Annotated in this window: 22 protein-coding genes and 1 riboswitch; of the genes, 12 read left to right on the forward strand and 10 right to left on the reverse strand. The window is 72.6% G+C overall.

From position 1 onward, the window contains the following. Positions 1 to 198 precede the first annotated feature (198 nt). From AB0I72_RS25090 to pyrR, 7 genes are all read right to left on the reverse strand, one after another. Positions 199 to 1,140, reverse strand: coding sequence for a dihydroorotate dehydrogenase (locus AB0I72_RS25090; protein ID WP_358572837.1), 942 nt, complete (start codon positions 1,138 to 1,140; stop codon positions 199 to 201). 26 nt (positions 1,141 to 1,166) lie between these two features. Next, on the reverse strand, positions 1,167 to 2,066 hold the full coding sequence (locus AB0I72_RS25095) for a dihydroorotate dehydrogenase electron transfer subunit (protein ID WP_358572839.1): 900 nt from the start codon (positions 2,064 to 2,066) through the stop codon (positions 1,167 to 1,169). A gap of 100 nt (positions 2,067 to 2,166) precedes the next feature. Then, positions 2,167 to 5,469 (reverse strand): carbamoyl-phosphate synthase large subunit, encoded by a 3,303-nt coding sequence (gene carB / locus AB0I72_RS25100; protein ID WP_358572841.1) that lies wholly within the window; start codon positions 5,467 to 5,469, stop codon positions 2,167 to 2,169. Between the two features lie 9 nt (positions 5,470 to 5,478). Next, positions 5,479 to 6,621, reverse strand: a complete 1,143-nt coding sequence (carA, locus tag AB0I72_RS25105; RefSeq protein ID WP_358572843.1) for a glutamine-hydrolyzing carbamoyl-phosphate synthase small subunit — start codon at positions 6,619 to 6,621, stop codon at positions 5,479 to 5,481. Between the two features lie 50 nt (positions 6,622 to 6,671). Then, positions 6,672 to 7,973, reverse strand: coding sequence for a dihydroorotase (locus tag AB0I72_RS25110; protein WP_358572845.1), 1,302 nt, complete (start codon positions 7,971 to 7,973; stop codon positions 6,672 to 6,674). Between the two features lie 130 nt (positions 7,974 to 8,103). Continuing rightward, positions 8,104 to 9,012, reverse strand: a complete 909-nt coding sequence (locus AB0I72_RS25115; protein WP_358572847.1) for an aspartate carbamoyltransferase catalytic subunit — start codon at positions 9,010 to 9,012, stop codon at positions 8,104 to 8,106. Next, complete coding sequence (gene pyrR / locus AB0I72_RS25120) at positions 9,012 to 9,647, reverse strand: bifunctional pyr operon transcriptional regulator/uracil phosphoribosyltransferase PyrR (protein WP_358572849.1); 636 nt, start codon at positions 9,645 to 9,647, stop codon at positions 9,012 to 9,014. The genes AB0I72_RS25115 and pyrR overlap by 1 nt, the downstream gene beginning before the upstream one ends. A gap of 499 nt (positions 9,648 to 10,146) precedes the next feature. Here pyrR and AB0I72_RS25125 point away from each other — a divergent pair, with 499 nt between their 5' ends. Together AB0I72_RS25125 and AB0I72_RS25130 are read left to right on the forward strand one after the other, a co-directional pair. After that, complete coding sequence (locus AB0I72_RS25125) at positions 10,147 to 10,641, forward strand: transcriptional regulator (RefSeq protein ID WP_017576791.1); 495 nt, start codon at positions 10,147 to 10,149, stop codon at positions 10,639 to 10,641. A gap of 340 nt (positions 10,642 to 10,981) precedes the next feature. Next, positions 10,982 to 11,587 (forward strand): GNAT family N-acetyltransferase, encoded by a 606-nt coding sequence (locus tag AB0I72_RS25130; protein WP_358572852.1) that lies wholly within the window; start codon positions 10,982 to 10,984, stop codon positions 11,585 to 11,587. Here AB0I72_RS25130 and AB0I72_RS25135 read toward each other — a convergent pair. After that, positions 11,508 to 12,368: a methylenetetrahydrofolate reductase gene (locus tag AB0I72_RS25135; RefSeq protein WP_358572887.1), complete on the reverse strand. Its 861-nt coding sequence runs from the start codon at positions 12,366 to 12,368 to the stop codon at positions 11,508 to 11,510. The genes AB0I72_RS25130 and AB0I72_RS25135 overlap by 80 nt on opposite strands. A 260-nt stretch (positions 12,369 to 12,628) precedes the next feature. Between AB0I72_RS25135 and AB0I72_RS25140 the strand changes: the two genes are divergently transcribed. The 3 genes from AB0I72_RS25140 (at position 12,629) to AB0I72_RS25150 (ending at position 16,074) form a co-directional block, all read left to right on the forward strand. Further along, positions 12,629 to 13,717 carry a polyprenyl synthetase family protein gene (locus tag AB0I72_RS25140; protein ID WP_358572854.1) on the forward strand — a complete coding sequence of 363 codons (1,089 nt, stop codon included), beginning with the start codon at positions 12,629 to 12,631 and terminating at the stop codon, positions 13,715 to 13,717. A gap of 123 nt (positions 13,718 to 13,840) precedes the next feature. Further along, on the forward strand, positions 13,841 to 15,112 hold the full coding sequence (locus AB0I72_RS25145) for a DUF418 domain-containing protein (protein ID WP_358572856.1): 1,272 nt from the start codon (positions 13,841 to 13,843) through the stop codon (positions 15,110 to 15,112). Between the two features lie 68 nt (positions 15,113 to 15,180). After that, complete coding sequence (locus AB0I72_RS25150) at positions 15,181 to 16,074, forward strand: SDR family oxidoreductase (protein WP_358572858.1); 894 nt, start codon at positions 15,181 to 15,183, stop codon at positions 16,072 to 16,074. A 15-nt stretch (positions 16,075 to 16,089) separates the two neighbouring features. On the opposite strand, the gene thiE is transcribed toward AB0I72_RS25150, so the two are convergent. Further along, the gene (thiE, locus tag AB0I72_RS25155) at positions 16,090 to 16,752 is read right to left on the reverse strand and encodes a thiamine phosphate synthase (protein WP_358572860.1); all 663 of its coding nucleotides are present in this window, start codon (positions 16,750 to 16,752) and stop codon (positions 16,090 to 16,092) included. A 62-nt stretch (positions 16,753 to 16,814) separates the two neighbouring features. Then, positions 16,815 to 17,174 (reverse strand): Rv2175c family DNA-binding protein, encoded by a 360-nt coding sequence (locus AB0I72_RS25160; protein ID WP_358572862.1) that lies wholly within the window; start codon positions 17,172 to 17,174, stop codon positions 16,815 to 16,817. A gap of 119 nt (positions 17,175 to 17,293) precedes the next feature. Continuing rightward, a riboswitch (TPP riboswitch) is annotated at positions 17,294 to 17,407 on the forward strand. Between AB0I72_RS25160 and thiO the strand changes: the two genes are divergently transcribed. The 7 genes from thiO to thiI all read left to right on the forward strand — a co-directional run bounded on the left by thiO (position 17,405) and on the right by thiI (position 25,185). After that, positions 17,405 to 18,640 carry a glycine oxidase ThiO gene (gene thiO / locus AB0I72_RS25165; RefSeq protein WP_358572864.1) on the forward strand — a complete coding sequence of 412 codons (1,236 nt, stop codon included), beginning with the start codon at positions 17,405 to 17,407 and terminating at the stop codon, positions 18,638 to 18,640. Its footprint overlaps the riboswitch before it by 3 nt. After that, positions 18,631 to 18,846 carry a sulfur carrier protein ThiS gene (thiS, locus tag AB0I72_RS25170; protein ID WP_358572866.1) on the forward strand — a complete coding sequence of 72 codons (216 nt, stop codon included), beginning with the start codon at positions 18,631 to 18,633 and terminating at the stop codon, positions 18,844 to 18,846. The genes thiO and thiS overlap by 10 nt, the downstream gene beginning before the upstream one ends. Before the next feature lie 2 nt (positions 18,847 to 18,848). Beyond that, positions 18,849 to 19,619 (forward strand): thiazole synthase, encoded by a 771-nt coding sequence (locus AB0I72_RS25175; protein ID WP_358572868.1) that lies wholly within the window; start codon positions 18,849 to 18,851, stop codon positions 19,617 to 19,619. Between the two features lie 264 nt (positions 19,620 to 19,883). Further along, a complete protein-coding gene (gene pknB / locus AB0I72_RS25180; protein ID WP_358572870.1) occupies positions 19,884 to 21,863 on the forward strand; it encodes a Stk1 family PASTA domain-containing Ser/Thr kinase in 1,980 nt (659 codons plus the stop codon). Positions 21,864 to 21,907: 44 nt separating this feature from the next. Next, on the forward strand, positions 21,908 to 22,567 hold the full coding sequence (locus AB0I72_RS25185; RefSeq protein ID WP_358572872.1) for a response regulator transcription factor: 660 nt from the start codon (positions 21,908 to 21,910) through the stop codon (positions 22,565 to 22,567). 111 nt (positions 22,568 to 22,678) lie between these two features. Continuing rightward, on the forward strand, positions 22,679 to 23,704 hold the full coding sequence (locus AB0I72_RS25190; RefSeq protein ID WP_358572874.1) for a 6-phosphofructokinase: 1,026 nt from the start codon (positions 22,679 to 22,681) through the stop codon (positions 23,702 to 23,704). A 197-nt stretch (positions 23,705 to 23,901) separates the two neighbouring features. Beyond that, positions 23,902 to 25,185: a tRNA uracil 4-sulfurtransferase ThiI gene (thiI, locus tag AB0I72_RS25195; protein WP_358572876.1), complete on the forward strand. Its 1,284-nt coding sequence runs from the start codon at positions 23,902 to 23,904 to the stop codon at positions 25,183 to 25,185. Positions 25,186 to 25,294 lie beyond the last annotated feature (109 nt).

Raw genomic sequence — 25,294 nt, forward strand, 5'->3', positions numbered from 1 at the left:
AGGTGTGCGATTCCCCGGATGAGGCGCTTCATGCGCCCTCGGTAGGTCACTTCCCCGTAACAGCTGCCGAGGCGGCCGTGCACGGGTCTTCCCCCGGTTCGTATGTCCGGGATGCCGGATGCGTACGTTCGGCCGCACAGCGCCGTCTCAGCGCCGTTCAGGCCGGTCAGGAGCCTCGCGCTCGGTCTGGACCGCGTCTCAGGCGCCCACCCCCGCCCCGTGGGCCGCGCCGACCAGGTCGCGGGCCCGCCCGATCCCGCGCGCCTCCAGCTCCTCGGTGAACTGGCGGAGCACGCGCGCGCACGCGGAGGGGTCGGAGAAGTTGGTCGTGCCCACTGCCACGGCGCTCGCCCCGGCGGCCATGAACTCGACCACGTCCGCCCCCGTGCGGACCCCGCCCATGCCGACGATCGGCACGTCCGGCAGGGCCTCGTGCACCCGGTAGACGCACCCCACGGCGAGGGGGCGGATCGCCGGACCGGACAGCCCGCCCACGCCGCCCGCCACCGCGGGCCGCAGGGTGCGGGTGTCGATCGCCATCCCGCGCACGGTGTTGATCATCGACAGCCCGTCCGCCCTGGCTTCCACGCACGCGGTGGCCAGTTCCACGACGTCGGGGACGTCGGCCGCGAGCTTGGCCAGGACGGGCACGTCCGAGCGGGCGTGCGAGCGCACCGTGCTGACCACCGCCGCCGCGCTCGCCGGGTCGTCGACGAAGTACCGCCCGCCCGGGTGGGCCGGGTCCGGGCAGGAGAGGTTGACCTCGATGGCGCTGACCCCGGCCGCCTCCGAGACGCGTCGGGCCAGCTCCCCGAACTCCCCCATCCCCGTCCCGGCGATCGACACGATCGCCCGTCCGCCGCGCGAGAGCAGCCAGGGCAGGTCCCGCTGGAGGAAGACGTCGATCCCCGGCCCCTGCATGCCGACGGTGCTCAGCATCCCGCTGGGGGTCTCGGCCATGCGCGGCGCGGGCCGCCCGGCGTGCGGCTCCAGCATCACCGACTTGGTGGTCACCGCGCCGATCGAGGAGATGTCGAAGAACCGGGCCAGCTCGCGGCCCGCCCCGGCGCACCCGGCGGCGGTCACCACCGGGTTGGGCAGCTCGGCGCCGCCGAGTCGGATCGTCAGGTCCGCGTTCACGTTCCCACCCTCCAGGTGTGTGCGGGTCAGGCGATGTCGCGCGCGGACTCGGCCGCGCGGGCCGCCTTGGAGCCCTTCCAGCCCGGCGCGCCCAGGGCGTCGAAGGGGATCGTGCCGACGTCGTCGAAGCGCACCCGCTCGCCCCGGAACACCGGGCCGTCCACGCAGGAGCGCGCCATCCGGGTGACGCCGTCCTCACCCACGACGGGGATCACGCAGGTCATGCAGATCCCCGTGCCGCAGGCCATGGTCTCCTCCACGGCCACCTGGACGGGCACCCCGTGCTCGCCCGCCACCGCGGTGACCGCGCGCAGCATGGGCATGGGGCCGCAGGCGTACACCGCGTCGGAGCGGGCGTCCTCGATGACCCGGCCGAGCACGTCCGTCACGCGCCCGCGCGTGCCGAAGGAGCCGTCGTCGGTGGTGAAGACGGCCGTCTCGGCGACGCGGCGGGCGGTGATCGCGCTGAACACGCGGTCGGCGGAGGCCGCGCCGAGCACGAAGTCGACACGGCAGCCGCGCCTGCGCAGGGACTGGGCGAGCGGGAACAGCGGGGCGCTGCCGGACCCGCCGCCGACGAGCACGCAGTTGACCGGGTCGCGCGGCAGCGGGAAGGGGCGGCCCAGGGGTCCGACCACGTCCAGCAGGTCGCGTGATCTTCGTTCGGACAGCCAGGCCGTCCCGGTCCCCCGCACGGAGAACAGGAACTCGACGGTGCCGCCGTAGTCGGGCTTGACGTCGTGGATGGCGAAGGGGCGGCGCAGCAGGGTGCTGGAGTGGTCCCCGCCCACGCCCACCGTGACGAACTGCCCGGAGCGGAAGCGCTCGGCTATCCCCGGTGCGACCACGGTGATGGCGTAGTAGGCGTCCACCCTGCGCACGTTCAGCACGGGGCACCTGACCTGCACCGGTCCGTTGTCGCTCATCGTTCGCGCTAGCCTTCCTCGCCGCAGCCGTGCGTTCGCCGTGGGCTCGCGGCCCACGGCGAACGCACTCTACTGCGTCCGGCCCCGCCGTCCGGTCCGGTCAGGCGCGACCGGCCTCCAGCGTGCTCGCGTGCTCCTGGAGGGACCGCACGCCCACGTCACCGCGCACACGCGCCTCGATCGCCTGCACGGCGGCGGCCAGCCCCTGCACGGTGGTGACGCTGGGGACGCCGCGCACGACGGCGGCGGTGCGGATCTCGTACCCGTCCAGCCGCGGACCGGCCTGCCCGGCGCCGCCGAACGGGGTGTTGACGATGAGGTCGACCCCGCCGTCGTGGATGAGCTGCACGATGGTCGGCTCGCCGTCGGGACCGGGACCCTCGCTGTGCTTGCGCACCACGGTGGCGCGGACCCCGTTGCGGCGCAGGACCAGTGCCGTGCCCTCGGTGGCGAGGATCTCGAAGCCCAGGTCGGCCAGGCGCTTGACCGGGAAGATCATCGAGCGCTTGTCGCGGTTGGCCACGGACACGAACACCCGGCCGCTGGACGGCACGGCGCCGGTGACGCCGAGCTGCGACTTGGCGTAGGCGGCGCCGAACTGCGTGTCCAGGCCCATGACCTCGCCGGTGGAGCGCATCTCCGGGCCGAGGATGGTGTCGACGCCCTCGCCCTTCTTGTCGATGAACCGGTTGAACGGGAGCACGGCCTCCTTGACCGAGACCGGCGCGTCGGCGGGCAGGTCGCCGCCGTCGCCCTCGGCCGGGAGCAGGCCCTCGGCGCGCAGCTCGGCGATGGTGCTGCCCGCCATGACCCGGGCCGCGGCCTTGGCCAGCGGCACCGCGGTGGCCTTGGACACGAACGGCACGGTGCGCGAGGCGCGCGGGTTGGCCTCCAGCACGTACAGGACGCCGGAGGCGAGCGCGTACTGGACGTTGAGCAGGCCGCGCACGCCGGTGCCCCGGGCGATGGCCTCGGTGGAGTAGCGGATCCGCTCGATGTCCTCGCCGCCCAGGGTGATCGAGGGCAGGGTGCACGCCGAGTCGCCGGAGTGGATCCCGGCCTCCTCGATGTGCTCCATGACCCCGCCCAGGTACAGGTCGGTTCCGTCGTAGAGGGCGTCGACGTCGATCTCGATGGCGTCGTCGAGGAAGCGGTCGATCAGCACCGGGTGCTCGGGGCTGACCTCGGCGTTGCGGCGGATGTAGTCGGCGAGCATCGTCTCGCTGTAGACGATCTCCATGCCGCGTCCGCCGAGCACGTAGGACGGGCGGACCATGACCGGGTAGCCGATCTCGTCCGCGGCGGCCTTGGCCTCCTCGAAGGAGTAGGCGGTGCCGTGCTTGGGCGCGGGCAGCCCGGCCTGGGCCAGGACCTTGCCGAACTCGCCGCGGTCCTCGGCCAGGTCGATGGCCTCGGGGCTGGTGCCGATGATGGGGACCCCGGCGGCCTTGAGGCGGCGGGCCAGGCCCAGTGGGGTCTGTCCGCCCAGCTGCACGATGACCCCGACGACCGGTCCGGCGGCCCGCTCGGCGCGGACGACCTCCAGGACGTCCTCCAGCGTGAGCGGCTCGAAGTAGAGCCGGTCGCTGGTGTCGTAGTCGGTGGAGACGGTCTCCGGGTTGCAGTTGACCATCACGGTCTCGTACCCGGCCTCGGAGAGCGCGAAGGAGGCGTGGACGCAGGAGTAGTCGAACTCGACGCCCTGGCCGATGCGGTTGGGTCCCGAGCCCAGGATGATGATCTTGGGCCGGTCTCCGGTCGGGACCTCGGTCTCCTCGTCGTAGCTGGAGTAGAGGTAGGGCGTGCGGGCGGCGAACTCGGCGGCGCAGGTGTCCACGGTCAGGTAGACGGGGTGGATGCCCAGGGCGTGGCGCAGTTCGCGGACCACGTCCTCGCTCCGTCCGGTGATCTCGCCGATCTGGACGTCGGAGAAGCCGAGCCCCTTGGCCTCGCGCAGCAGGTCGGCGTCGAGCTTGGCGGTGCCGCCCAGGACGCGGGCCGTCTCCTCCAGGCGGAGCATCTGGTCGAGGAACCACGGGTCGATCCGGGTGGCCTCGTACAGCTCCTCGACGGTCGCACCGGCGCGCAGGGCCTGCTGGACCTGGCGCAGGCGGTGCTCGGTCGGGGTGGCGGCCCGGCGCAGCAGGTCGTCCTTGTCCTCGACCTCGCCGGCCCAGGTGAAGCCGATCCCGGCCTTCTCCACGGAGCGCATGGCCTTCTGGAGGGCCTCGGGGAAGGAGCGGCCGATCGCCATCGCCTCACCGACCGACTTCATGGTGGTGGTGAGCGCGGGGTCGGCGCCCGGGAACTTCTCGAAGGCGAACCGGGGGACCTTGACGACCACGTAGTCGAGCGTGGGCTCGAAGCTGGCCGGGGTCTCCCGGGTGATGTCGTTGGGGATCTCGTCGAGCGTGTAGCCGACGGCGAGCTTGGCGGCGATCTTGGCGATCGGGAAGCCGGTCGCCTTGGAGGCCAGCGCCGAGGAGCGGGACACGCGCGGGTTCATCTCGATGACGATGACCCGGCCGGTGGTGGGGTGGACGGCGAACTGGATGTTGCAGCCGCCGGTGTCCACGCCGACCTCGCGGATCACCGCGATGCCGATGTCGCGCAGCTTCTGGTACTCGCGGTCGGTCAGGGTCATGGCGGGCGCCACGGTGATGGAGTCGCCGGTGTGCACGCCCATGGGGTCGAGGTTCTCGATGGAGCACACGACCACGACGTTGTCGTTGGTGTCGCGCATCAGCTCCAGCTCGTACTCCTTCCAGCCGAGGATGGACTCCTCCAGGAGCACCTCGGTGGTCGGGGAGAGCGCGAGGCCCTGGCCGGCGATGCGGCGCAGCTCGGTCTCGTCGTGCGCGAAGCCGGAGCCGGCGCCGCCCATGGTGAAGGACGGGCGGACCACGACCGGGTAGTCCAGCTCCTCGGCGGCGTCCAGGCACTCCTGGAGGGTGTGGCAGATCCGCGAGCGCGCGGACTCGCCGCCGATGCGCTCGACGATCCCCTTGAACGTCTCGCGGTCCTCACCGGACTGGATGGCCTGGATGTTGGCGCCGATCAGCTCGACGCCGTACTTCTCCAGGATGCCCGCCTCGTCCAGGGCGACGGCGGCGTTGAGCGCGGTCTGCCCGCCCAGGGTGGGCAGCAGGGCGTCGGGGCGCTCCTTGGCGATGATCTTCTCGATCATCTCGGTGGTGATCGGCTCGACGTAGGTGGCGTCGGCGATCTCCGGGTCGGTCATGATCGTGGCCGGGTTGGAGTTGACCAGGATGACCCGCAGGCCCTCGGCCCGCAGGACACGGCAGGCCTGGGTGCCCGAGTAGTCGAACTCGGCCGCCTGCCCGATCACGATCGGACCGGAGCCGATCACGAGGACGGATGAAAGGTCACTACGGCGCGGCATGTTCTTCCTCTACTGCTGCTGGCCAGCGGGCTGGGCGGACATCAGGTCGCAGAACTCGTCGAAGAGTCCGGCGGCGTCGTGGGGGCCCGCGGCGGCCTCCGGGTGGAACTGGACGCTGAACGCGGGGCGGTCCAACAGCCGCAGGCCCTCGACGACCTGGTCGTTGAGGCCGACGTGGCTGACCTCGGCCCGGCCGTAGGGGGTGTCGAAGGAGCCGTCGAGCGGCGCGTCGACGGCGAACCCGTGGTTCTGGCTGGTGATGGCGACCTTCGTGGTGCGGGTGTCGCGGACCGGCTGGTTGACCCCGCGGTGCCCGAAGGTCAGCTTGTAGGTGCCGAGGCCCAGGGCACGGCCCAGGATCTGGTTGCCGAAGCAGATGCCGAAGAGCGGCCGGCCGGCGTCCAGGACGCCGCGCATGGCGGCGACCGGGCCGTCGGCCGTGGCGGGGTCGCCGGGGCCGTTGCTGAAGAACACGCCGTCGGGGTCGAGGGCGAGGATGTCCTCGGTGGTCGCGGTGGCGGGCAGCACGGTGACCCGGCAGCCGCGCTCGGCCAGGCGCTGGGGCGTCATGGCCTTGATGCCGAGGTCGACGGCGGCCACGTGGAAGCGGGTCTCGACGCCCTCGGGCGGCAGGACCTCGTACGGGGCGTCGGTGCTGACCTCGGCGGCCAGGGCGGACCCGGCCATGCGCGGCTGCTCCTGGATGCGGGCCAGCAGCGCCTTCGGGTCGGTCTCGACGGTGCTGATCGCGGCGCGCATGGCGCCCCGGTCGCGCAGGTGGCGGGTGAGGGCGCGGGTGCCGGTGAGGGCGATGCCGACCACGCCCTGGCGGCGCAGCTCCTCGTCGAGGGTGCGCTGGGCCCGCCAGTTGGACGGGATGCGCGCGGGCTCGCGGACGACGTACCCGGCGACCCAGATCCGGCCGGACTCGGGGTCGTCGTCGTTGACGCCGGTGTTGCCGATGTGCGGCGCGGTCATCGCGACGATCTGGCGGTGGTACGAGGGGTCGGTGAGGGTCTCCTGGTAGCCGGTCATGCCGGTGTTGAAGACGGCCTCCCCGAAGGTCTCCCCGGTGGCGCCGAAGGAGCGGCCGTGGAAGACCCGGCCGTCCTCGAGCACCAGAATCGCCGGTCCGCCGGTTTCCTCGGACACGTTCTCCCCCTCTACCGAACCAGTGCTGACCTGGGTGTTCGCTGTCGTGTTCAACTGATCTTCCCCTCCAGGACGGTGGGAACCCCGCGCAGGAAGGTCGCGCGGACCCGTCCGGGCAGCGTCATGCCGCGGAAGGGGGTGTTGCTGCTCTTGGTGGCCATGGCCGCGCCGTCGACCTCGACGGGGGCCGCCGGGTCGTACAGCACGACGTTGGCGGGCTCGCCGGCGGCGATGCCGCGTCCGTGCCCCGAGACCCGCCCGATGCGGGCGGGGGCGGCGGACATGCGGTCGGCGACCTGGTCCCAGGTGAGCAGGCCGGTGTCGACCATCGTGTGCTGGACGACCGCGAGGGCGGTCTCCAGGCCGACCATGCCCATGGCGGCGGTCGACCACTCGGTCTCCTTGGCCTCCACCGGGTGCGGGGCGTGGTCGGTGGCCACGATGTCGATCGTGCCGTCGGCCAGCCCCTCGCGCAGCGCCTGGACGTCTTCGGCCGTGCGCAGCGGCGGGTTGACCTTGTAGATCGGATCGTAGCTCTCGACCAGGTCGTCGGTGAGCAGCAGGTGGTGGGGGGTGACCTCGGCGGTGACGTCGCAGCCGCGGGCCTTGGCCCAGCGGATGATGTCGACGGACCCCTTGGTGGAGACGTGGCACACGTGCAGGCGGGAGCCGACGTGCTGGGCGAGGAGGCAGTCGCGGGCGATGATCGCCTCCTCGGCGACCGCGGGCCAGCCGGGCAGGCCGAGGCGGTCGGAGACGCAGCCCTCGTTCATCTGGGCGCCCTCGGTCAGGCGGGGCTCCTGGGCGTGCTGGGCGACGACGCCGTCGAAGGCCTTGACGTACTCCAGTGCGCGGCGCATGAGCAGGGCGTCGGAGACGCAGAGGCCGTCGTCGGAGAAGACGCGGACCCGGGCGGCGGAGTCGGCCATGGCACCGATCTCGGCGAGCCGCTCACCGGCCAGGCCGACGGTGACGGCGCCGACGGGACGCACGTCGCAGTACCCGGCCTCGCGGCCCAGGCGCCAGACCTGCTCGACGACCCCGGCGGTGTCGGCGACGGGGTCGGTGTTGGCCATCGCGTGGACCGCGGTGTAGCCGCCCATCGCGGCGGAGCGGGAGCCGCTGGCGACGGTCTCGGCGTCCTCGCGGCCGGGTTCGCGCAGGTGGGTGTGCAGGTCCACCAGGCCGGGCAGGGCGATCAGACCGTCGGCGTCGACGGTCTCGGCGCCCTCGGGGGCGTCCAGGTCGGGGCCGACGGCGGCGACCCGGCCGTCGGCGAGCAGGATGTCGACGGGGTCGCCGCCGAGCGCGCGGGCGCGGCGGATGAGGTGCGGTCCGTGGGTGTCGGGCATCGCTGTGTGGTGTTCCTCGTGTTCGGTGTGCGGAAGGTCGGTGTGCGGGCGCGCCGGAGCGCGGGCGCGGCGGCCCGGGGGTCGCGGGCGCGCGCCGGAGTGGCCGAGGCGGTCGGGGCGACCGGAGCGGTCAGGAGCCGCCGAGCAGCAGGTAGAGCACGGCCATGCGCAGGCTCACGCCGTTGGCGACCTGTTCGGTCACGGTGCAGCGCGGCGAGTCGGCCACCTCGGCGGAGATCTCCACGCCGCGGACCATGGGGCCGGGGTGCATGACGATCGCGTCCTGGGGCATGCGCGCCAGGCGTTCGCCGTCCAGTCCGTAGTTGCGGCTGTACTCGCGCACGGACGGGAAGTAGGACTCGGTCATGCGCTCGGCCTGCACCCGCAGCAGCATCACCACGTCGGACTTGGGCAGGACGTCGTCGAGGTCGTAGGAGACCTCGCACGGCCAGGTGTGCACCGAGACCGGCAGCAGGGTGGGCGGCGCGACCAGGGTGACGTGCGCGCCGAGGGTGTTCAGCAGGAGCACGTTGGAGCGGGCGACGCGGCTGTGCAGGATGTCGCCGACGATGGCCACCCGCAGCCCCTCCAGGCGGCCCAGGCGGGAGCGCATGGTGAAGGCGTCCAGGAGGGCCTGGGTGGGGTGTTCGTGGGTGCCGTCGCCCGCGTTGAGCACGGAGCCGTCGACCCAGTTGGCGAGGCGGTGCGCGGCGCCGGAGGCGCTGTGGCGGATGACGACGCCGTCGGCGCCCATCGCCTGGAGGGTCAGGGCGGTGTCCTTGAGGCTCTCGCCCTTGGAGACGCTCGACCCCTTGGCGGAGAAGTTGACGACGTCGGCGGACAGGCGCTTGGCCGCGAGCTCGAAGGAGGTGCGGGTGCGGGTGGAGTCCTCGTAGAAGAGGTTGACCACGGTGCGCCCGCGCAGGGTCGGGAGCTTCTTGACCGAGCGGTCGCTGACCCGCGCGAGTTCGGCGGCGGTGTCCAGGACGAGGGTCGCCTCGTCGCGGGTGAGGTCGCCGGTGGAGAGCAGGTGGCGCATCAGTCGTTCCCCTCCGTGGCGCCGGGGCGCGGCCGCGCGGGGCCGAGCAGGACCGCGTCGTGCCCGTCGGTCTCGGTGAGGCGGACGGTGACGTTCTCGCGCAGGGAGGTCGGCAGGTTCTTGCCGACGTAGTCCGCGCGGATCGGCAGTTCCCGGTGGCCGCGGTCGACGAGGACGGCGAGCTGGACGGCGCGGGGGCGGCCGAGGTCGCCCAGGGCGTCCAGCGCGGCGCGCACGGTGCGGCCGGAGAAGAGGACGTCGTCGACGAGGACGACGACGCGGTCGTCGAGCCCGCCCGCGGGGATCTCGGTCCTGCCGAGCGCCCGAGCGGGGGCGAGCCGCAGGTCGTCGCGGTACATGGTGATGTCGAGGGAGCCGGTGGGCACCTTGAGGTCCTCGACGCGTTCGATCCGCCGGGCCAGGCGCTGGGCGAGGGGAACGCCCCGCGAGGGGATGCCCAGGAGGGTGACGTGCCGGCCGCCCTTGGTGCGTTCGAGCACCTCGTGGGCGATGCGGGTGAGCGCCCGGTTGATCTCGGGACCGTCGAGGACGGCCCGGGCGCCGTCGGGCGCTTCGGGTGACGACGCGGGGTCGGTGGACCCGGTGTCACCCCTTGTCTGATTGCGCGCACGCAAAGTAGTGACCCCTTCCCTGTCTCACTGAACAGGTCGTTAAAGGATGTCGATCGGGCCCACGCTACCAGCGACGACCGGGGACCTTCGAGAGGCGGTCGATCTCAGCCGGTCACGAATGTGACTCTCGTCACATTGAGAGTGGGCGCTTAGTCACCCAAGGGTAGCCGTTTCACGACTGAACGGATTGGTCCCTTCCAGGGGCAAAACGTGAAAACGCCTGCCAGATCGGGCTTTTCGCCCACGGGATCTGCCCTACTCGCCCCGATCGATCCTCACATGAGAGGTGCCTCACGTACGCACGGTTTGGCCACTGATTAGTCGCGTTTCACACCAACGGCTTGACCTGGAAGCCAGACCCCCCTAGCGTCACTGTCTGTAACCATTGCCGGGTGGGGTTGCACCCCGTGACCACCGATGGACCGCCTGTGCGGCCCGCCGAGGACGAGCGGACGTCTCCCCCACCACGCCAGCCACCGTCACGGCCGGGAGCGACAAGAAGATGCCATCCGAATACGCGAAGTCCCTCGGCGCGCGGCTGCGTGCCATCCGCACCCAGCAGGGCCTGTCCCTGCACGGCGTGGAGGAGAAGTCCCACGGGCGCTGGAAGGCCGTCGTGGTCGGCTCGTACGAGCGTGGCGACCGCGCCGTCACCGTCCAGAAGCTCGCCGAACTGGCCGACTTCTACGGTGTCCCGATGTCGGAGCTGCTGCCCGGCGGCGCCGCCCCCACCCCCCTCGGCCCGACACCCAAGCTGGTCATCGACCTGGAGCGCATGCAGCAGCTGCCGCAGGAGAAGGCGGGCCCGCTGTCCCGCTACGTGGCCACCATCCAGAGCCAGCGCGGCGACTACAACGGCCGCGTGCTGTCCATCCGCCAGGAGGACCTGCGCTCACTCGCGGTCATCTACGACAAGTCTCCGTCGGACCTGACCGAGGAGCTCATCAACTGGGGCGTCCTCGACCCCGAGGCGCGCCGCGCGGTCGACGCCTTCTAGGACTCGACGAGGCCCTTCCGGCGGTCGGCGGGCCGCCCGGACCCGCACACGAGAACCGGCGATCCCTGGGACGCCGGTTTTCCTGTGCGCCGGGCGCCGCCCGGGTGACGGCCGCGGGCGCGGCGGAGGCGGTGGGCACAGACGGCGGCGGCGTCCGTCGGGCACACGGGGCGGCGCGGCCAGGCGTGGGGCTTCCCCTCCCCAACCTGGCCGCGCCGTCGTCCGTCGGGGGGCAACCCTTCGGACCACAATCGAACGCCAGTTCGACAGCCACCAGTTAACCCCAGGGCGGGGAACGCGTCAAGCGACGCGCCCGCCGGACACGATCTAGGCTGACGGGGTGGCAGCAGACACCGAACTGCGCGAACTCGCCCCCGCGGCGTTCGCGCACGCCGTCCCCGCCCTCCTCGGGGTGTACGAGGCGGCCATGCTCCCCCCGCCCGAACAACTGCCGGGCCGGGCCTCCGTCATGAACGGACACACCCGCCACCCGGGGTTCCGCTCGGTGGTGGCGGTGCGCGGGGAACGGGCGGTCGGCTTCGCCTACGGGTTCCACGGGCACGGGGGCCAGTGGTGGCACGACGTCGTCACCGAGGCGCTGCACGCCCGTGGCCGGGCGCGGCTGGCGCGCCGCTACCTGTCCGACCCGCTGGAGATCGCCGAGGTCCACGTCCACCCCGAGGCGCAGAACCAGGGCATCGGACGGGCGATGCTGCACGCCCTGTGCGAGGGGCGGACGGAGCGCACCGCGGTGCTGTCCACACGCGTGGGACCCACCGCGGCGCGCCACCTGTACCGCTCGTGCGGGTTCACCGAGCTGCTGGGGGACTTCTCCTTCCCCGGCAGCCCGAGTCAGCCCTTCTCGATCATGGCCGCCCGGCTCCCCCTGCGGGCTTGCCCGGAGCGACCTCCCGGTAGATCTCCCTGGTGGCGGTGGACTGGTTGAAGGTGATGAAGTGGATGCCCGGCGCCCCCTCGGCGAGCAGCCGCTCGCACATGCGCTGGGCGTACTCGACTCCGAACGACCGCACGGCGTCGGCGTCGTCGCCGAGGCTCGCGTAGCGCTCGGCCAGCGCGGGCGGGAAGGGCGCCCCGGAGAGCTTCTCCGAGTGCGGGATCGAGGCCAGCTTCACCACCGGGAACACCTCGGGGATGATCGGCACCCCGCAGCCGCGCGCGGCCACCCGGTCCCGCAGTCGCAGGTAGTCCTCGACCTCGAAGAACATCTGGGTGATGGCGTAGTCCGCGCCCGCCTCGCACTTGCGCACGAAGTGGTCGGTGTCGGTCTCGACGTCGGCCGACCGGGGATGCTTGTACGGGAAGGCCGCCACACCCACGCTGAAGTCCCCGCTGTCCTTGAGCAGCCGGACCAGCTCCTCGGCGTAGGTCAGCCCCCGGGGGTGCCGGACCCACTCGCCGGTCGGATCGCCGGGAGGGTCGCCGCGCACGGCCAGCATGTTGGACACGCCCGCGTCGGACAGCCGCCCGATGAGGTGCCGCAGCTCGGCGACCGAGTGGTCGACCAGCGTCATGTGCGCGACCGGCAGCAGCGTGGTGTCGGTCGCGATGCGCTCGGTCGTCTCCACGGTGAGGTCGCGGGTTCCGCCGCCCGCGCCGTAGGTGACCGAGACGAAGGAGGGGCCGAGCGCCTCGATCTCACGGATGGCGCGCCACAGCCGCGCCTGGGACTTGGGGCCGCGCGGCGGGAAGAACTCGAAGGAGAACATCGGCTCGCCCGAGTCGAGGAGTTCACGAATCTGACGCGGCCGTTGGGCCGGGTTTCGGAGCCCCGCGGGGCGTGTCGGTGCAGCCAGCATGCGTACAACCTTAGGCGAGCCCCCTCGCGCATCGAAAGAATCGTCCCATTCCGTGAGACGGACTGTCTCGAATATGGTCTTACGCGTGCCGGGGACGGGGTGCGCCGGAGGCCGTGGGCGATCCGCGGAGTCCGCACCGGCCGTCCCGACCAGCCACTAGTGTGCTGGGTATGGCCCCTTTCGCTTCCTCCGCCCCGTCCGCCTCTCCCGTGTCCGTGATCCGCTCGGCCGTGGACGACGAGCTGGCCGCGTTCTGCGCCGCGCACCGGACCCAGCTGTTGGAGATCGGCGAGGAGCTGGCCCCGGCCATGGACTCCCTCGAGGCGATGCTCACGGGCGGCAAGCGCCTGCGACCGACCTTCTGCTACTGGGGGTGGCGCGGCGCGGGCGGCGCCGCGGAGGACGACCGGATCACCCGTGCCGCCGCGTCCCTGGAGTTCCTCCAGGCGTGCGCGCTGATCCACGACGACGTCATCGACCGCAGCGACACCCGCCGCGGGCTGCCCGCCACGCACAAACGGCTGGAGACCCTGCACGCCGAGCACGGCTGGAGCGGCGACAGCGCGGGGTTCGGCCAGGGCGCGGCGATCCTCATCGGCGACATCTGTCTGGCCTGGTCCGACGAGATGTACCAGGCCAGCGGGTTCGCGCTGGAGACGCTCCAGGCCGGTCGGCGGCCCTTCGACGCCATGCGCACCGAGGTGATGGCGGGGCAGTACCTCGACACCCTGGAGCAGGTGCGCGGGACCGGAACGCGCGAGGCCGCGCTGCGCGTGATGCGCTACAAGTCGGCCAAGTACACGATCGAGCGCCCGCTGCACCTGGGCGCGGCACTGGCCGGTCGACTCGACGCGCTGGAGGGGGTCTACACCGGCTACGGCCTGCCGCTGGGCGTGGCCTTCCAGCTGCGCGACGACGTCCTCGGGGTGTTCGGCGACCCGGGCACCACGGGCAAGCCCGCCGGGGACGACCTGCGCGAGGGGAAGCGGACCCTGGTCGTGGCCGAGACCCTCGCCCGCGCCGGGCGCGCCGACGCCGACCGGTTCCGCTCCCTGCTGGGCACGCCGGACCTGTCCGCGGAGTCGGTCGAGTGGATGTGCGGACTGATCGCCGACTGCGGTGCGCTCAAGGCGTGTGAGGCGCTCATCGAGGAGTACGCCGGGCAGGCGATGGCCGCCCTGGAGAACCCCGAGCTGGACGCCGACGCCCGCGAGCCGCTGCGTCGGCTCGTGGTGGCCGCCACGTCCCGGACGCACTGAGTACCGGGCCACACGGCCCGAGACGGACGTCGGGGACGAACCCTACGAAAGTAGGTTGCCGCCCGCCGTTCCCACCCGATTGAATCGTCGACAGTCATATCGCGATCACGGGGGGACGTCGTCATGTCTGCGAGAACCGCGTCGAGAGGGCCGGCGGGGGCGGGTGAGCGGGCGCTCGCACCGGACCTGGCGCGCGGTTTCATGCTGCTGTTCATCGCGCTCGCCAACACGGTCTGGTACCTATGGGCGGTGCCGATGGGCGGTCTGGGCGCCCACCCCGAGCCCGAGGGCCCGCTGGACGCGGTCGCGCAGTTCTTCACCATCGTGGCCGTGGACTCGCGCAGCTACCCGATGTTCGCGTTCCTCTTCGGGTACGGGATCGTGCAGCTCGCCACGCGGCAGGAGGCCGCCGGGGCCGACCCCAAGGACGTGTCCGCCCTCCTGCGCCGGCGCAACCTGTGGCTGCTGGCGTTCGGGTTCGTGCACGCCCTCCTGCTGTGGATGGGCGACGTGCTGGGCGCCTACGGCCTGGCCGGTCTGCTGATGTGCTGGCTGTTCCTCCGCCGCAGGGACACCACCCTGCTGGTGTGGGCCGGGGCGATCACGGGCGTCCTGGCGCTGCTGTCGGTCCTCAGTCTCCTGCCGCTCGCGCTGTCGCAGTCCGGTGGGGAGGGCTCGGCGGCGGACTTCATGGGCTCGCTGGCCGAGAACATCGGGAACCCCTCCCTGCTCGGCGCCGCCCTGGGCCGCATCACCGCCTGGCCCCTGATCGTCCTCGGCCAGGGCGTGCTGGGGATGGTGGTCCCCACCGCGATCCTGCTCGGGTTCTGGGCCGCGCGCCGCCGGATCCTGGAGGAGCCCGGACGCCACCTCGTCCTGCTGCGCCGGGTCGCCTTCGGCGGCATCGCCGCGGGCTGGCTGGGCGGCGCCCCGACGGCGCTGACGCAGATCGGGGTCCTGGACTGGTCTCCGGGCGACGCGCTGTCCATGCTGGACGTCACCACCGGCATGATGGGCGGCCTGGGCTACGTCGCGCTGATCGCGCTCATCGCCCACCGGATCCAGCGGCGCGGGCGCGAGCCCGGCGTGGTGCTGACCGCGCTGACCGCCACCGGGCGGCGTTCGCTCTCGTGCTACCTCGCGCAGTCGGTGCTGTGCGCGCCGCTGCTGGCCGCGTGGGGTCTGGGGCTGGCCGCGCACCTGACGTCGTGGAGCATGTTCCTGTTCGCGGCCGGGGTGTGGCTGGTGACCGTGGTGTTCGCCTACGCGCTGGAGCGCACGGGCCGCCGCGGTCCCGCCGAGGTGCTGCTGCGCCGCCTGTCCTACCGGCGTCCCCTCCGGGAGGCGGCCACCGCGCCCTCCGGAGACGAGGACCAAGAGCGCACCACCCGCTGACCGGAAGCCGCAAAAACGCGCGTGCCGTTCGGCGCCCGGCCCGTTCCGATCCCTCAGGATGGGGTGTCATGGGCGACGATCAGATGACAAACCACACCATAGGGGTGACCGGGGCGACCGGGGCCGTCGGCGGACGCGTCGCGGCCCGGATCGCACGGCTCGGGATGGCGCAGCGGCTCATCGTCCGCGACATCAACCGGGCGCCGGAGTACCCGGGCAGCAGCGCGGCGATGGCGGCCTACGAGGACACCACCGACTTCGAGCGCGCCTGCCGCGGGGTGGACACGCTGTTCCTCGTGTCGGCGACCGAGTCGGAGGACCGGATCGACGCGCACACGAGCGCGGTGGACGCGGCGGTCAAGGCGGGGGTGTCGCGGATCGTCTACCTGTCGTTCCTCAGCGCCGGGCCGGCCGCCACGTTCACCTTCGCCCGGACGCACTTCTTCACCGAGGCGCACATCCGGATGTCCGGGGTGGCGCACACCTTCCTGAGACCCAGCCTGTACCTGGACCTGCTGCCGCGCTGGGCGGACGAGCACGGTGTGGTGCGCGGGCCCGCCGGTGACGGCCGGGTCGCCTGGGTGTCGCGCGACGACGTGGCGGACGTGGCGACCGCCGTGCTGACCGACCCGGCGGTGATCGCCGTGTCCGACAACGCGACCCACGACGTCACCGGCCCGGAGGCGCTGACGTTGGGCGCCACCGTGGACAAACTCTCCTCCCTGACCGGCCGCGCCGTCCGGTACGTGCCGGAGACGTGGGAGGAGGCGCTGGAGTCGCGCCGGTCCAGCGGGGCGCCCGAGTGGGCGATCGAGGGGTGGGCGTCGTCCTACGCGGCGATCGCCACCGGGGAGATGGACGTGGTCGCGCCCACCGTTCCGAAGCTGACCGGGCACCCGGCCCAGTCCATCGAGGGGTTCCTGCGGCGCCACCCGAGCGCCCTGTCGCACGTCGCCGTGTGACGCCGCGGGGGACCGCTAGGCGCGGGCGGCCAGACGGGCGCGCAGCTCGGCGGCGGCCGCCCGGGGGTCCTCCGCCTCGGTGATCGCGCGGACGACCACGACCCGGCGGGCCCCGGCGTCGAGCACGCGGTCGATGTTGGACTGGTCGATCCCGCCGATGGCGAACCACGGCTTGTCCGTGTCCAGCGCGGCGGCCCGCTCGACCAGCTCCAGCCCGGCGGCGGGCCGCCCCGGCTTGGTGGGGGTCGCCCAGGTCGGGCCCACGCAGAAGTAGTCGCTGCCGAGCTCGGCGGCGGAGTCGGTCGCGGCGTCGATGTCGTTGTTGGAGCGGCCGATGATCGGGTCCGCGCCGATGATGTCCCGGGCCATGGGGACGGGCAGGTCGCGCTGGCCCAGGTGCAGGACGTCGGCGCGCACCGCGCGGGCGATGTCGGCCCGGTCGTTGACGGCGAGCAGGGATCCGTGCCGCTCGCAGGCCTCCCTGAGCACCTCCAGGGCGGCGATCTCCTCGCGCGCCTCCAGGCCCTTGTCGCGGAGCTGGATGATGTCCGCGCCCCCGGCGAGGGCGGCGTCCGCGAACTCGGCGAGATCGCCGCGCTCGCGCCGGGCGTCGGTGCACAGGTACAGAAGGGATGCGTCCAGGCGCTTGCGCAGGCTGGTTCCGTGGCTGGTCCTCACGCCGCCCAGCCTAGGGCCTGTGCCGTGGTGCGCCCAAGGGGCGGCCCCCCACGGCGCGCCCCTCAGAAGGCCAGGCTCTGCGCCCGGCGACGGACCTCGGTGCCCCGGTTCTCGCGCATGGCCTGGATCGGCGTGCCCGGCAGCGTGTCGTCGGGCGTGAACAGCCAGCGCAGGGCGTCCTCGGTGGAGAAGCCCGCGTCGCTGAGCAGCACCAGTGTCCCCGGCAGGCCCTTGACGAGGTCGTCCCCGTCCAGGAACGCGGCCGGAATGGACAGCTCTCCGGAGCGGACGACGCCCATCATGCGGTTCTCCCGGATCAGCTGCTTGATCCGGTTCGGGCTCACGCCCAGCGGCGCCGCCGCCTGCCTGAGGGTCAGCCACTCGCCGACCAGTGCGTCGATGTCGGATTCGCGTTGTGTCACGTCTCCAATCTGCCACACGGGCGAGGGGCCCGGACACCTTCGTCGGGAGTGCTCGGCGCGTACCCGCGAGATCCCCGTCACCACCCCCGAACCGGGTTGATCTAGGATGAACCCGGAAGCGAACGTCCCGCGGGAGCCGGGTGGACCCGGCTGAGAGGGAGGCTGATCCGGCCTCCGACCGCACGAACCTGATCCGGGTCATACCGGCGAAGGGAGTGGAACCCAGCGCCATGCGCACATCGAACGAGCCCCGCTCCGCGGCGAGTCGTCCTACCAATGACGGCGACCGGGTGGTCGTGGTCGGCGGCGGCCTCGTCGGGCGGGTCACCGCCTGGCGCGCCGCCCAGCGCGGACTGTCCGTCACCCTCGTCGAACCCGACCCCGTCGGCCGTCCCACCCGCGCCCGGGCCTCCTCCGTGGTCGCCGCGGGCATGCTCACCCCCGCCACCGAGGCGGCGTTCGGCGAGGAGCGACTGGTCGAACTCGGCGTCCGGTCGACGGGCATGTACCCCGACTTCGTCGCCGAGCTGGAGCGGGCGAGCGGCGTGCGGGTGGGCTACCACACCACCGGCACGCTCCTGGTCGCCTTCGACCGCGACGACCTCGCCGTCCTCAGCGACCTCCAGGACCTCCAGCGGCGCATCGGCGTCGCCGGCGAGCGCCTGACCAGCCGTGAGTGCCGACGCCTGGAACCCATGCTCGCTCCGTCCGTGCGCGGTGGCCTGCACGCCCCCGACGACCACTCGGTGGACCCCCGGATGGTGCTGCGGGCTCTGGCCGTGGCGGGCGTACGGGCGGGCGTGGCCGAGCTGGCCGACCGGGTCGAGGAGGTCACCGACGGCGGCCCCGGCGGCGCGCCCCTGGGCGTGCGCCTGGCGGACGGCGACGTCCTGCCCACCGACCAGGTGGTCCTGGCGGCGGGGTGCTGGAACGACCGGATCACCGTCCCCGAGCCGGTGGTGCCGCACCTGCGCCCGGTCAAGGGCCAGCTGCTGCGGATGCGCCCGCCCGCCGGGGAGCCGCCCATCGTCGGGCGCACGGTCCGGGGGCTGGTCCGCGGCTTCCCCGTCTACCTCGTGCCGCGCGAGGACGGGGAGGTCATCGTCGGCGCCACCCAGGAGGAGCTGGGCTACGACACGGCGCTGACCGCCGGGGGGCTGTGGCGGGTCCTGCGGGACGCGCGCGAACTCGTCCCGGGCGTCACCGAACTGGAGGTCACCGAGACCTGCGTCGGCCTGCGCCCGGGCTCACCCGACAACGAACCGCTCCTGGGCCCCACCCGGATCCCCGGTGTGCACCTGGCGGGCGGTCACTACCGGCACGGCGTCCTGCTGACCCCGGTCACCGGCGAGGTCATGGCCGAGGCCCTCACCGGCGGCGCCCTGCCGGAGTACGCGCGCGCCTTCGCCGCCGACCGCGAGCTGGGCGGCGGCCACACGAGCACGTGGGAGAAGCAGTGGAACTGATCATCAACGGCGACCGGCGCGAGGTCGCCGAGGACGCCACCGTCGCCGCGGTCGTGCGCGACCTGGCCGCACCGGCGGGCGGGGAGGTCCCGGGCGGCATCGCCGTGGCCGTCAACGACGAGGTGGTGCGCCGGACCGCCTGGGCCGACACGCCCCTGGGCTCCGGCGACCGCGTGGACGTCCTGACCGCAGTGCAGGGAGGCTGACCATGACCGACACCGTGGACGACCCGTTGGTGATCGACGGCGTCTCCTTCGGCTCCCGGCTCATCACCGGCACCGGCGGCGCCCCGTCGATGGAGGTGTTGGAGGAGGCGCTCGTCACGTCGGGGACCGAGCTGACCACCGTGGCGATGCGCCGGGTGACGCCCGGCGCCCAGGGGTCGGTGTGGGACGTCCTGACCCGGAACAAGATCCGCCCCCTGCCCAACACCGCGGGCTGTTTCACCGCCGCCGACGCCGTGCGCACCGCCCGCCTCGGTCGGGAGGCCCTGGGAACCGACTGGGTCAAGCTGGAGGTCGTCGCGGACGAGCACACCCTCCTGCCCGACCCGGTGGAGCTGCTCGACGCCGCCGAACGGCTCGTCGACGAGGGCTTCACCGTTCTCCCCTACACGAACGACGACCCGGTCCTGGCCCGCCGCCTGGAGCAGCTGGGGTGCGCCGCGGTGATGCCGCTGGCCGCGCCGATCGGCTCCGGCCTGGGCATCCGCAACCCGCACAACCTGGAGCTGATCGTCGAACAGGCGGGCGTCCCGGTGATCGTCGACGCCGGGATCGGCACCGCCAGCGACGCCGCCCTGGCCATGGAGCTGGGCTGCGACGCGGTCCTGCTCGCCACGGCGGTGACCCGCGCCCAGGACCCGGTGCGGATGGCGGCGGCCATGCGCGACGCCGTCCGCGCGGGCCGCGCCGCGCGCCTGGCGGGGCGGATCCCGGTCCGCCGACACGCCCAGGCGTCCTCCCCCGCGGTCGATTGACGACGGGCGCCGCCGAGGTCCTCACGGGCGTTTGGCGGCGTCCCGTACCGTGGGTGGGGTACGCGGTGCGAACGGAGCGGCACCGCACGACCGGACACGACCCGCGAACGCCGCCCGTGCAGGAGAATCCGGGCGGCACGACCGCGATCCGCGGGGCGGCCCGGGCGCGAGCTTCCGCTATCGTGTCGGTTCGACACCCGGTGTCGGGTACGCGCCACCGGCCGCGAACGCCCACGCTCCCCGCAGCAAGGACACTACTCCGCCGTGGACATGACGACTTCCGATCCCCTCGTAGGCGCGACGCTGGACCGACGCTACTTCGTCGAGTCCAGGATCGCCGGTGGCGGGATGGCGACCGTCTACGTCGCCCACGACCTGAGGCTCGACCGGCGACTGGCGCTCAAGGTGATGCACCCGTCGCTCGCGCAGGACCCGACGTTCGTCCAGCGCTTCATCAACGAGGCCCACTCCGTCGCCAAGCTCTCCCATCCCAACGTCGTCCAGGTCTTCGACCAGGGTGAGGACCAGGGGCACGTCTTCCTGGCGATGGAGTACGTGCCGGGCCTGACCCTGCGCGACCGGCTCAAGTCGGTCGGCCGTCTGGGCACCCGCGAGGCCCTCCACGTGATGGCCTCCGTGCTCGCCGCGCTGGGCGCCGCCCACCAGGCGGGGATGATCCACCGCGACGTCAAGCCCGAGAACGTCCTCATCACCCACGAGGGCATGGTCAAGGTGGCCGACTTCGGTCTGGCCCGGGCCGTGGAGCAGTCCAACCAGGGACTCACCCGCACCGGCACCCTCATGGGCACGGCGGCCTACCTCGCGCCCGAGCAGATCGAGCAGGGCGTGGCCGACGCCCGCACGGACGTCTACGCCGCGGGCATCATGCTCTACGAGCTGCTCACCGGCAGTCAGCCGCACACCGGCGAGACGCCGATCGCCATCGCCTACCAGCACGTGACCGAGGACGTGCCGCGTCCCTCGCACTACCTTCCGAGGCTGGCCCCGGAGGTCGACGACCTCGTCACCAAGGCCACCGAACGCGACCCGCGGTACCGGCCGAGCAACGCCGGCCAGTACCTGGCCAGGGTCCTGGAGGTGCTTCAGGGACTGCCCGAGGACGAGGGGGGCGCCCAGGGCCCGCTGGCGCCCGTCGCGCCGTCGGGTGCGACGACGGCCGCCGTGACCGCGCCGCAGCTCATCGCCGGGGGCGCCGGACCGGGCACCGGGAACGCCACGATGGTCGTGGACATGGGCGCCGTCCCCCTGGACGACGACCGCTATGACGACTACCCCGACTACCCCGATGACGACGACGCCGACGACGCCCTGCGGCGGCGGCGCAACCTCCTGCTGGGCATCGCCGGCGCGGTCATGGCGATCGTCGTGTTCGGCGCCGGCTGGTGGCTGCTCCTGGGACGGTTCGAGAGCGTCCCGGACGTGACGGGCGTGAGCGTCTCCGCCGCCCGTGACGAGGTCCGCGCCGAGGGTCTCGTCCTCGTGGAGGCGGAGGAGAGCGTCTACAGCGACGTCGAGGCAGGGGCGGTCGCGCGCACCGAACCGGAGGCGGGGACGCGGGTGTCCCCCGGAGACGAGATCACGGCGTTCGTGTCCAGGGGTCCACAGGTGGTCGAGATGCCCGACCTGGTGGGCCAGGACGGCGCCGACGCGATGGCGGCCCTGGAGGAGCTCGGCTTCAGCACGGAGAACCTCGAGGAGGACGTCGTGGACGCCGAGGACGTGCCGCCGGGCGAGGTGATCTCCACCGACCCGGCCGCGGGTGAGGACGCCGACCGCGAGGAGACCGTCACCGTCCAGATCAGCCGCGGGATCCAGGTCCCCGCCGTGGGCGGCCAGGAGCTGGAGCGGGCCCGCCAGACCCTGGAGGACCTCGGGCTCACGGTCGAGGTCGTCGAGCAGGAGAGCGAGGACGTCGGCGAGGGCTTGGTGATCAGCCAGGACCCGGACAACGGCAGCACGGTGGGCGCCAACGCCACCGTCACGCTCACCGTCTCCAGCGGTCCGCCCGGGGTCGACATCCCCGACGTCGTCGGCATGCGGATCGGCGAGGCGCGCAGGGCACTGGAGGACGCCGGCTTCGAGGTGAGCGTCGAACGGTTCTTCGGCGGCGACATCGTGTCGGAGCAGTCCCAGACGGGTCGGGCCCCCGAGGGCACGGAGATCGAGATCATCGCGACCCCGGGCGGCATCGACTTCGGTCAGTTCGAGCAGGACGACGACTGACCGTCGGCCGTAGCGGCCCCTCCGGTCGGGATAGGCTCGCCCGCATGGAGAGCGAGGCGGTCCGGGTACTGGTGGTGGACGACCACCCGATGTGGCGTGACGCGGTGGCGCGCGACCTCGAGGAGGCGGGCTTCGCGGTGGTGGGAACGGCGGGAGACGGCGCCAAGGCGCTGCGCATCGCCCCCGCCGCGCGGCCCACGCTGGCGGTGGTGGACCTCAACCTGCCCGACATGACCGGGGTGGAGCTCACGTCCGGCCTGGTGGCCCTGGACGAGCCGCCGCGCGTCCTGGTGCTCTCGGCCAGCGGGGCCGGCGACGACGTGCTGGCCGCGGTCAAGGCGGGCGCGACGGGCTACCTGGTCAAGTCGGCCGGGCGCGAGGAGCTGCTGGACGCGGTGCGCCGCGTGAACACCGGCGAGGCCGTGTACACCCCGGGGCTGGCGGGACTGGTCCTGGGCGAGTACCGGCGGCTGTCGTCGACCGCCGGCACGGGCCCCGACAAGGGCGCGCCGGTGCTGACCCCCCGGGAGACCGAGGTCCTGCGCCTGGTGGCCAAGGGGCTGGCGTACAAGCAGATCGCGCGGAGGCTGTCGATCGCGCACCGGACCGTCCAGAACCACGTCCAGAACACCCTCACCAAACTGCACCTGCACAACCGTGTCGAACTGGTGCGATACGCGATCGACCAGGGGCTGGACGAGTGAACGGTCGGTGAATTCGCCCCGGGGGTTGGCCTGTGCTCCACCCTGACACTATGGTCTAGACCATATGGCGGCGGGCGCCGCCCAGAACCCACAACGTCGAGGAGAAGTCGCATGCGAGTCGGTGTTCTGACCGGTGGTGGAGACTGCCCCGGTCTCAACGCGGTCATCCGCGCCGTGGTGCGCAAGGGCATCAAGGACCACGGCTACGAGTTCGTCGGCTTCCGTGACGGGTGGCGCGGCCCCCTCGAGGGCGACACCATGACGCTGGACGTGGAGGCCGTCCGCGGCATCCTCCCGCGCGGCGGAACCATCCTGGGCTCCTCGCGGACCAACCTCATGAAGATCGAGGGCGGCGTCGAGCGGGTCAAGGACAACATGGCCGGGCTGGGCGTGGACGCCCTCGTCGCCATCGGCGGCGAGGACACCCTGGGCGTGGCCCGCCAGCTGCACGACCGCGGCGTCAAGGTCGTGGGCGTGCCCAAGACCATCGACAACGACCTCAACGCGACCGACTACACGTTCGGTTTCGACACCGCCGTGAACATCGCCATGGAGGCGATCGACCGCCTGCACACCACGGCCGAATCCCACCACCGGGCGCTCGTGGTCGAGGTCATGGGCCGCCACGCCGGATGGATCGCGCTGCACTCGGGCATGGCCGCGGGCGCCAACGTCATCCTCGTCCCGGAACGGCCCTTCGACATGGACGAGGTCGTCAAGCACGTCGAGAGCCGGTTCCGCACCCAGTACGCGCCGATCATCGTCGTCGCCGAGGGCGCCCACCCCAAGGAGGGGCAGATGGAGTTGGCCACCGGCGAGAAGGACGCCTTCGGCCACGTCCGCCTGGGCGGCATCGGCCAGCGCCTGGCCGACGAGATCGAGCACCGCACCGGCAAGGAGGCGCGCTCGGTCGTGCTCGGCCACGTGCAGCGCGGCGGCACCCCCACCGCCTTCGACCGGGTCCTGGCCACCCGTCTGGGCCTGCACGCGATCGACGCCGTCGCCGACGGCGACTTCGGGAAGATGGTCGGCCTCCAGGGCACCGACGTCGTCCGCGTCGACCTCGCCGAGGCCACCGACACCCTCAAGACCGTCCCCGGCGAGCGCTACCAGGAGGCCGAGACCTTCTTCGGCTGACCGCCGCCGCTCTCCCGCCCGCCGTCGCTCCCGGGGCGCGGCGGGCGGTCGCGTGCCCGGCGTGTGGCCGGTTCCCCCCGGAAAACGGCTGGAGCGGTGGGCACGGTGTTCGATACTGGAGGGGGACGGCGGGTGTGCCCGGTCCCGCCGCCGTCGCATCCACGTCGCACCCGGGCGCATCCACCGGAGGTAGCACCATGTCCGCGTCGCTTGAGTCCGCGCCGCTCCCCGCAAACCCGGCCGGAGCCGACGCCGGACTGGGCGAGCTCTGCGTTCTGATGAAGCTCGGGGAGATCGTCCTCAAGGGCTCCAACCGCAAGCTGTTCGAGCGGCGGCTGCACAACAACATCCGCAACTCCGTGCGCGACATCGGCGAGATCCGCCTCTCCCAGCGCGGTTCGGGCGTGATCATCGTGCGCAAGCCCGGCGCCTCCGACCTCGAGGTCGCCGAGATCGCCGACCGCATGGCCGACGTCATGGGGATCGTGTGGGTGCACCTGGTCCGCCGCGTCGCCAAGGACCTGGACGTGATCACCGACGTCGCCGTGCGCTCCATGGCCGACCGCACCGGGACGTTCGCCGTGCGGGCCCGCCGCCGCGACAAGCGCTTCGCGATGACCTCCTCCGAGCTGGCGGGCTACCTCGGCTCGAAGATCATCGAGGCGCACGGGTACCCGGTCGACCTCAAGCGCCCCCAGAACACCCTGTACGTCGAGGTGGACAAGGACGAGGCGTTCGTGTTCACCGACGGCGTCCCGGGCCAGGGCGGGCTGCCCGCCGGGATGAGCGGGCGCGGCCTGGTGCTGATGTCCGGCGGGATCGACTCCCCCGTCGCCGCCCACCGGATGATCCGGCGCGGGCTGAAGGTCGACTTCCTGCACTTCTCCGGCATGCCGTTCACCGGCCCCGAGTCCATCTACAAGGCCTACAGCCTGGTGCGCCAGCTCGACCGCTACCAGGTGGGCTCGCGCCTGTTCGTGGTCCCCTTCGGCAAGGCGCAGCAGCAGCTGAAGAGCTCCGGGATCGAGCGGCTCCAGATCGTCGCCCAGCGTCGGCTCATGCTCAAGACGGCCGAGGCCCTCGCCGACGACCTGGGCGCGCAGTGCCTGATCACCGGTGACGCGCTGGGCCAGGTGTCCAGCCAGACGATGGCCAACATCACCGCGCTCGACGACGCCGTGGACCTGCCGATCCTGCGTCCGCTCATCGGCATGGACAAGACCGAGATCATGGACCAGGCCCGCCGGATCGGCACGCTCGCCATCTCCGAGCTGCCCGACGAGGACTGCTGCACCATGCTGACGCCGCGTCAGGTCGAGACCGCGGCCAAGATCCCGGACCTGCGCCAGATCGAGCGCCGCCTGGACGCCGAGGAACTGGCCGAGCACCTGGTCGGCACCGCGCAGCTGCACAAGCCGAGCTTCCTGGGCGATGAGGCCCCCACGCGTGTGGAGGGCCGCGCGGCCACGGCCCGGGCCTGAGCGACACGGCGCCGCCCCGTCCGTACCCGGGTACGGACGGGGCGGCGCCGTGTCTCTTTGGGCCTCCGCTTCGCTTCGGCCCGTGTTCGGGCGCCCCAAGGCCAGGGAT

This window comes from Nocardiopsis sp. NPDC049922, from assembly GCF_040660275.1.
Lineage (GTDB): Bacteria > Actinomycetota > Actinomycetes > Streptosporangiales > Streptosporangiaceae > Nocardiopsis.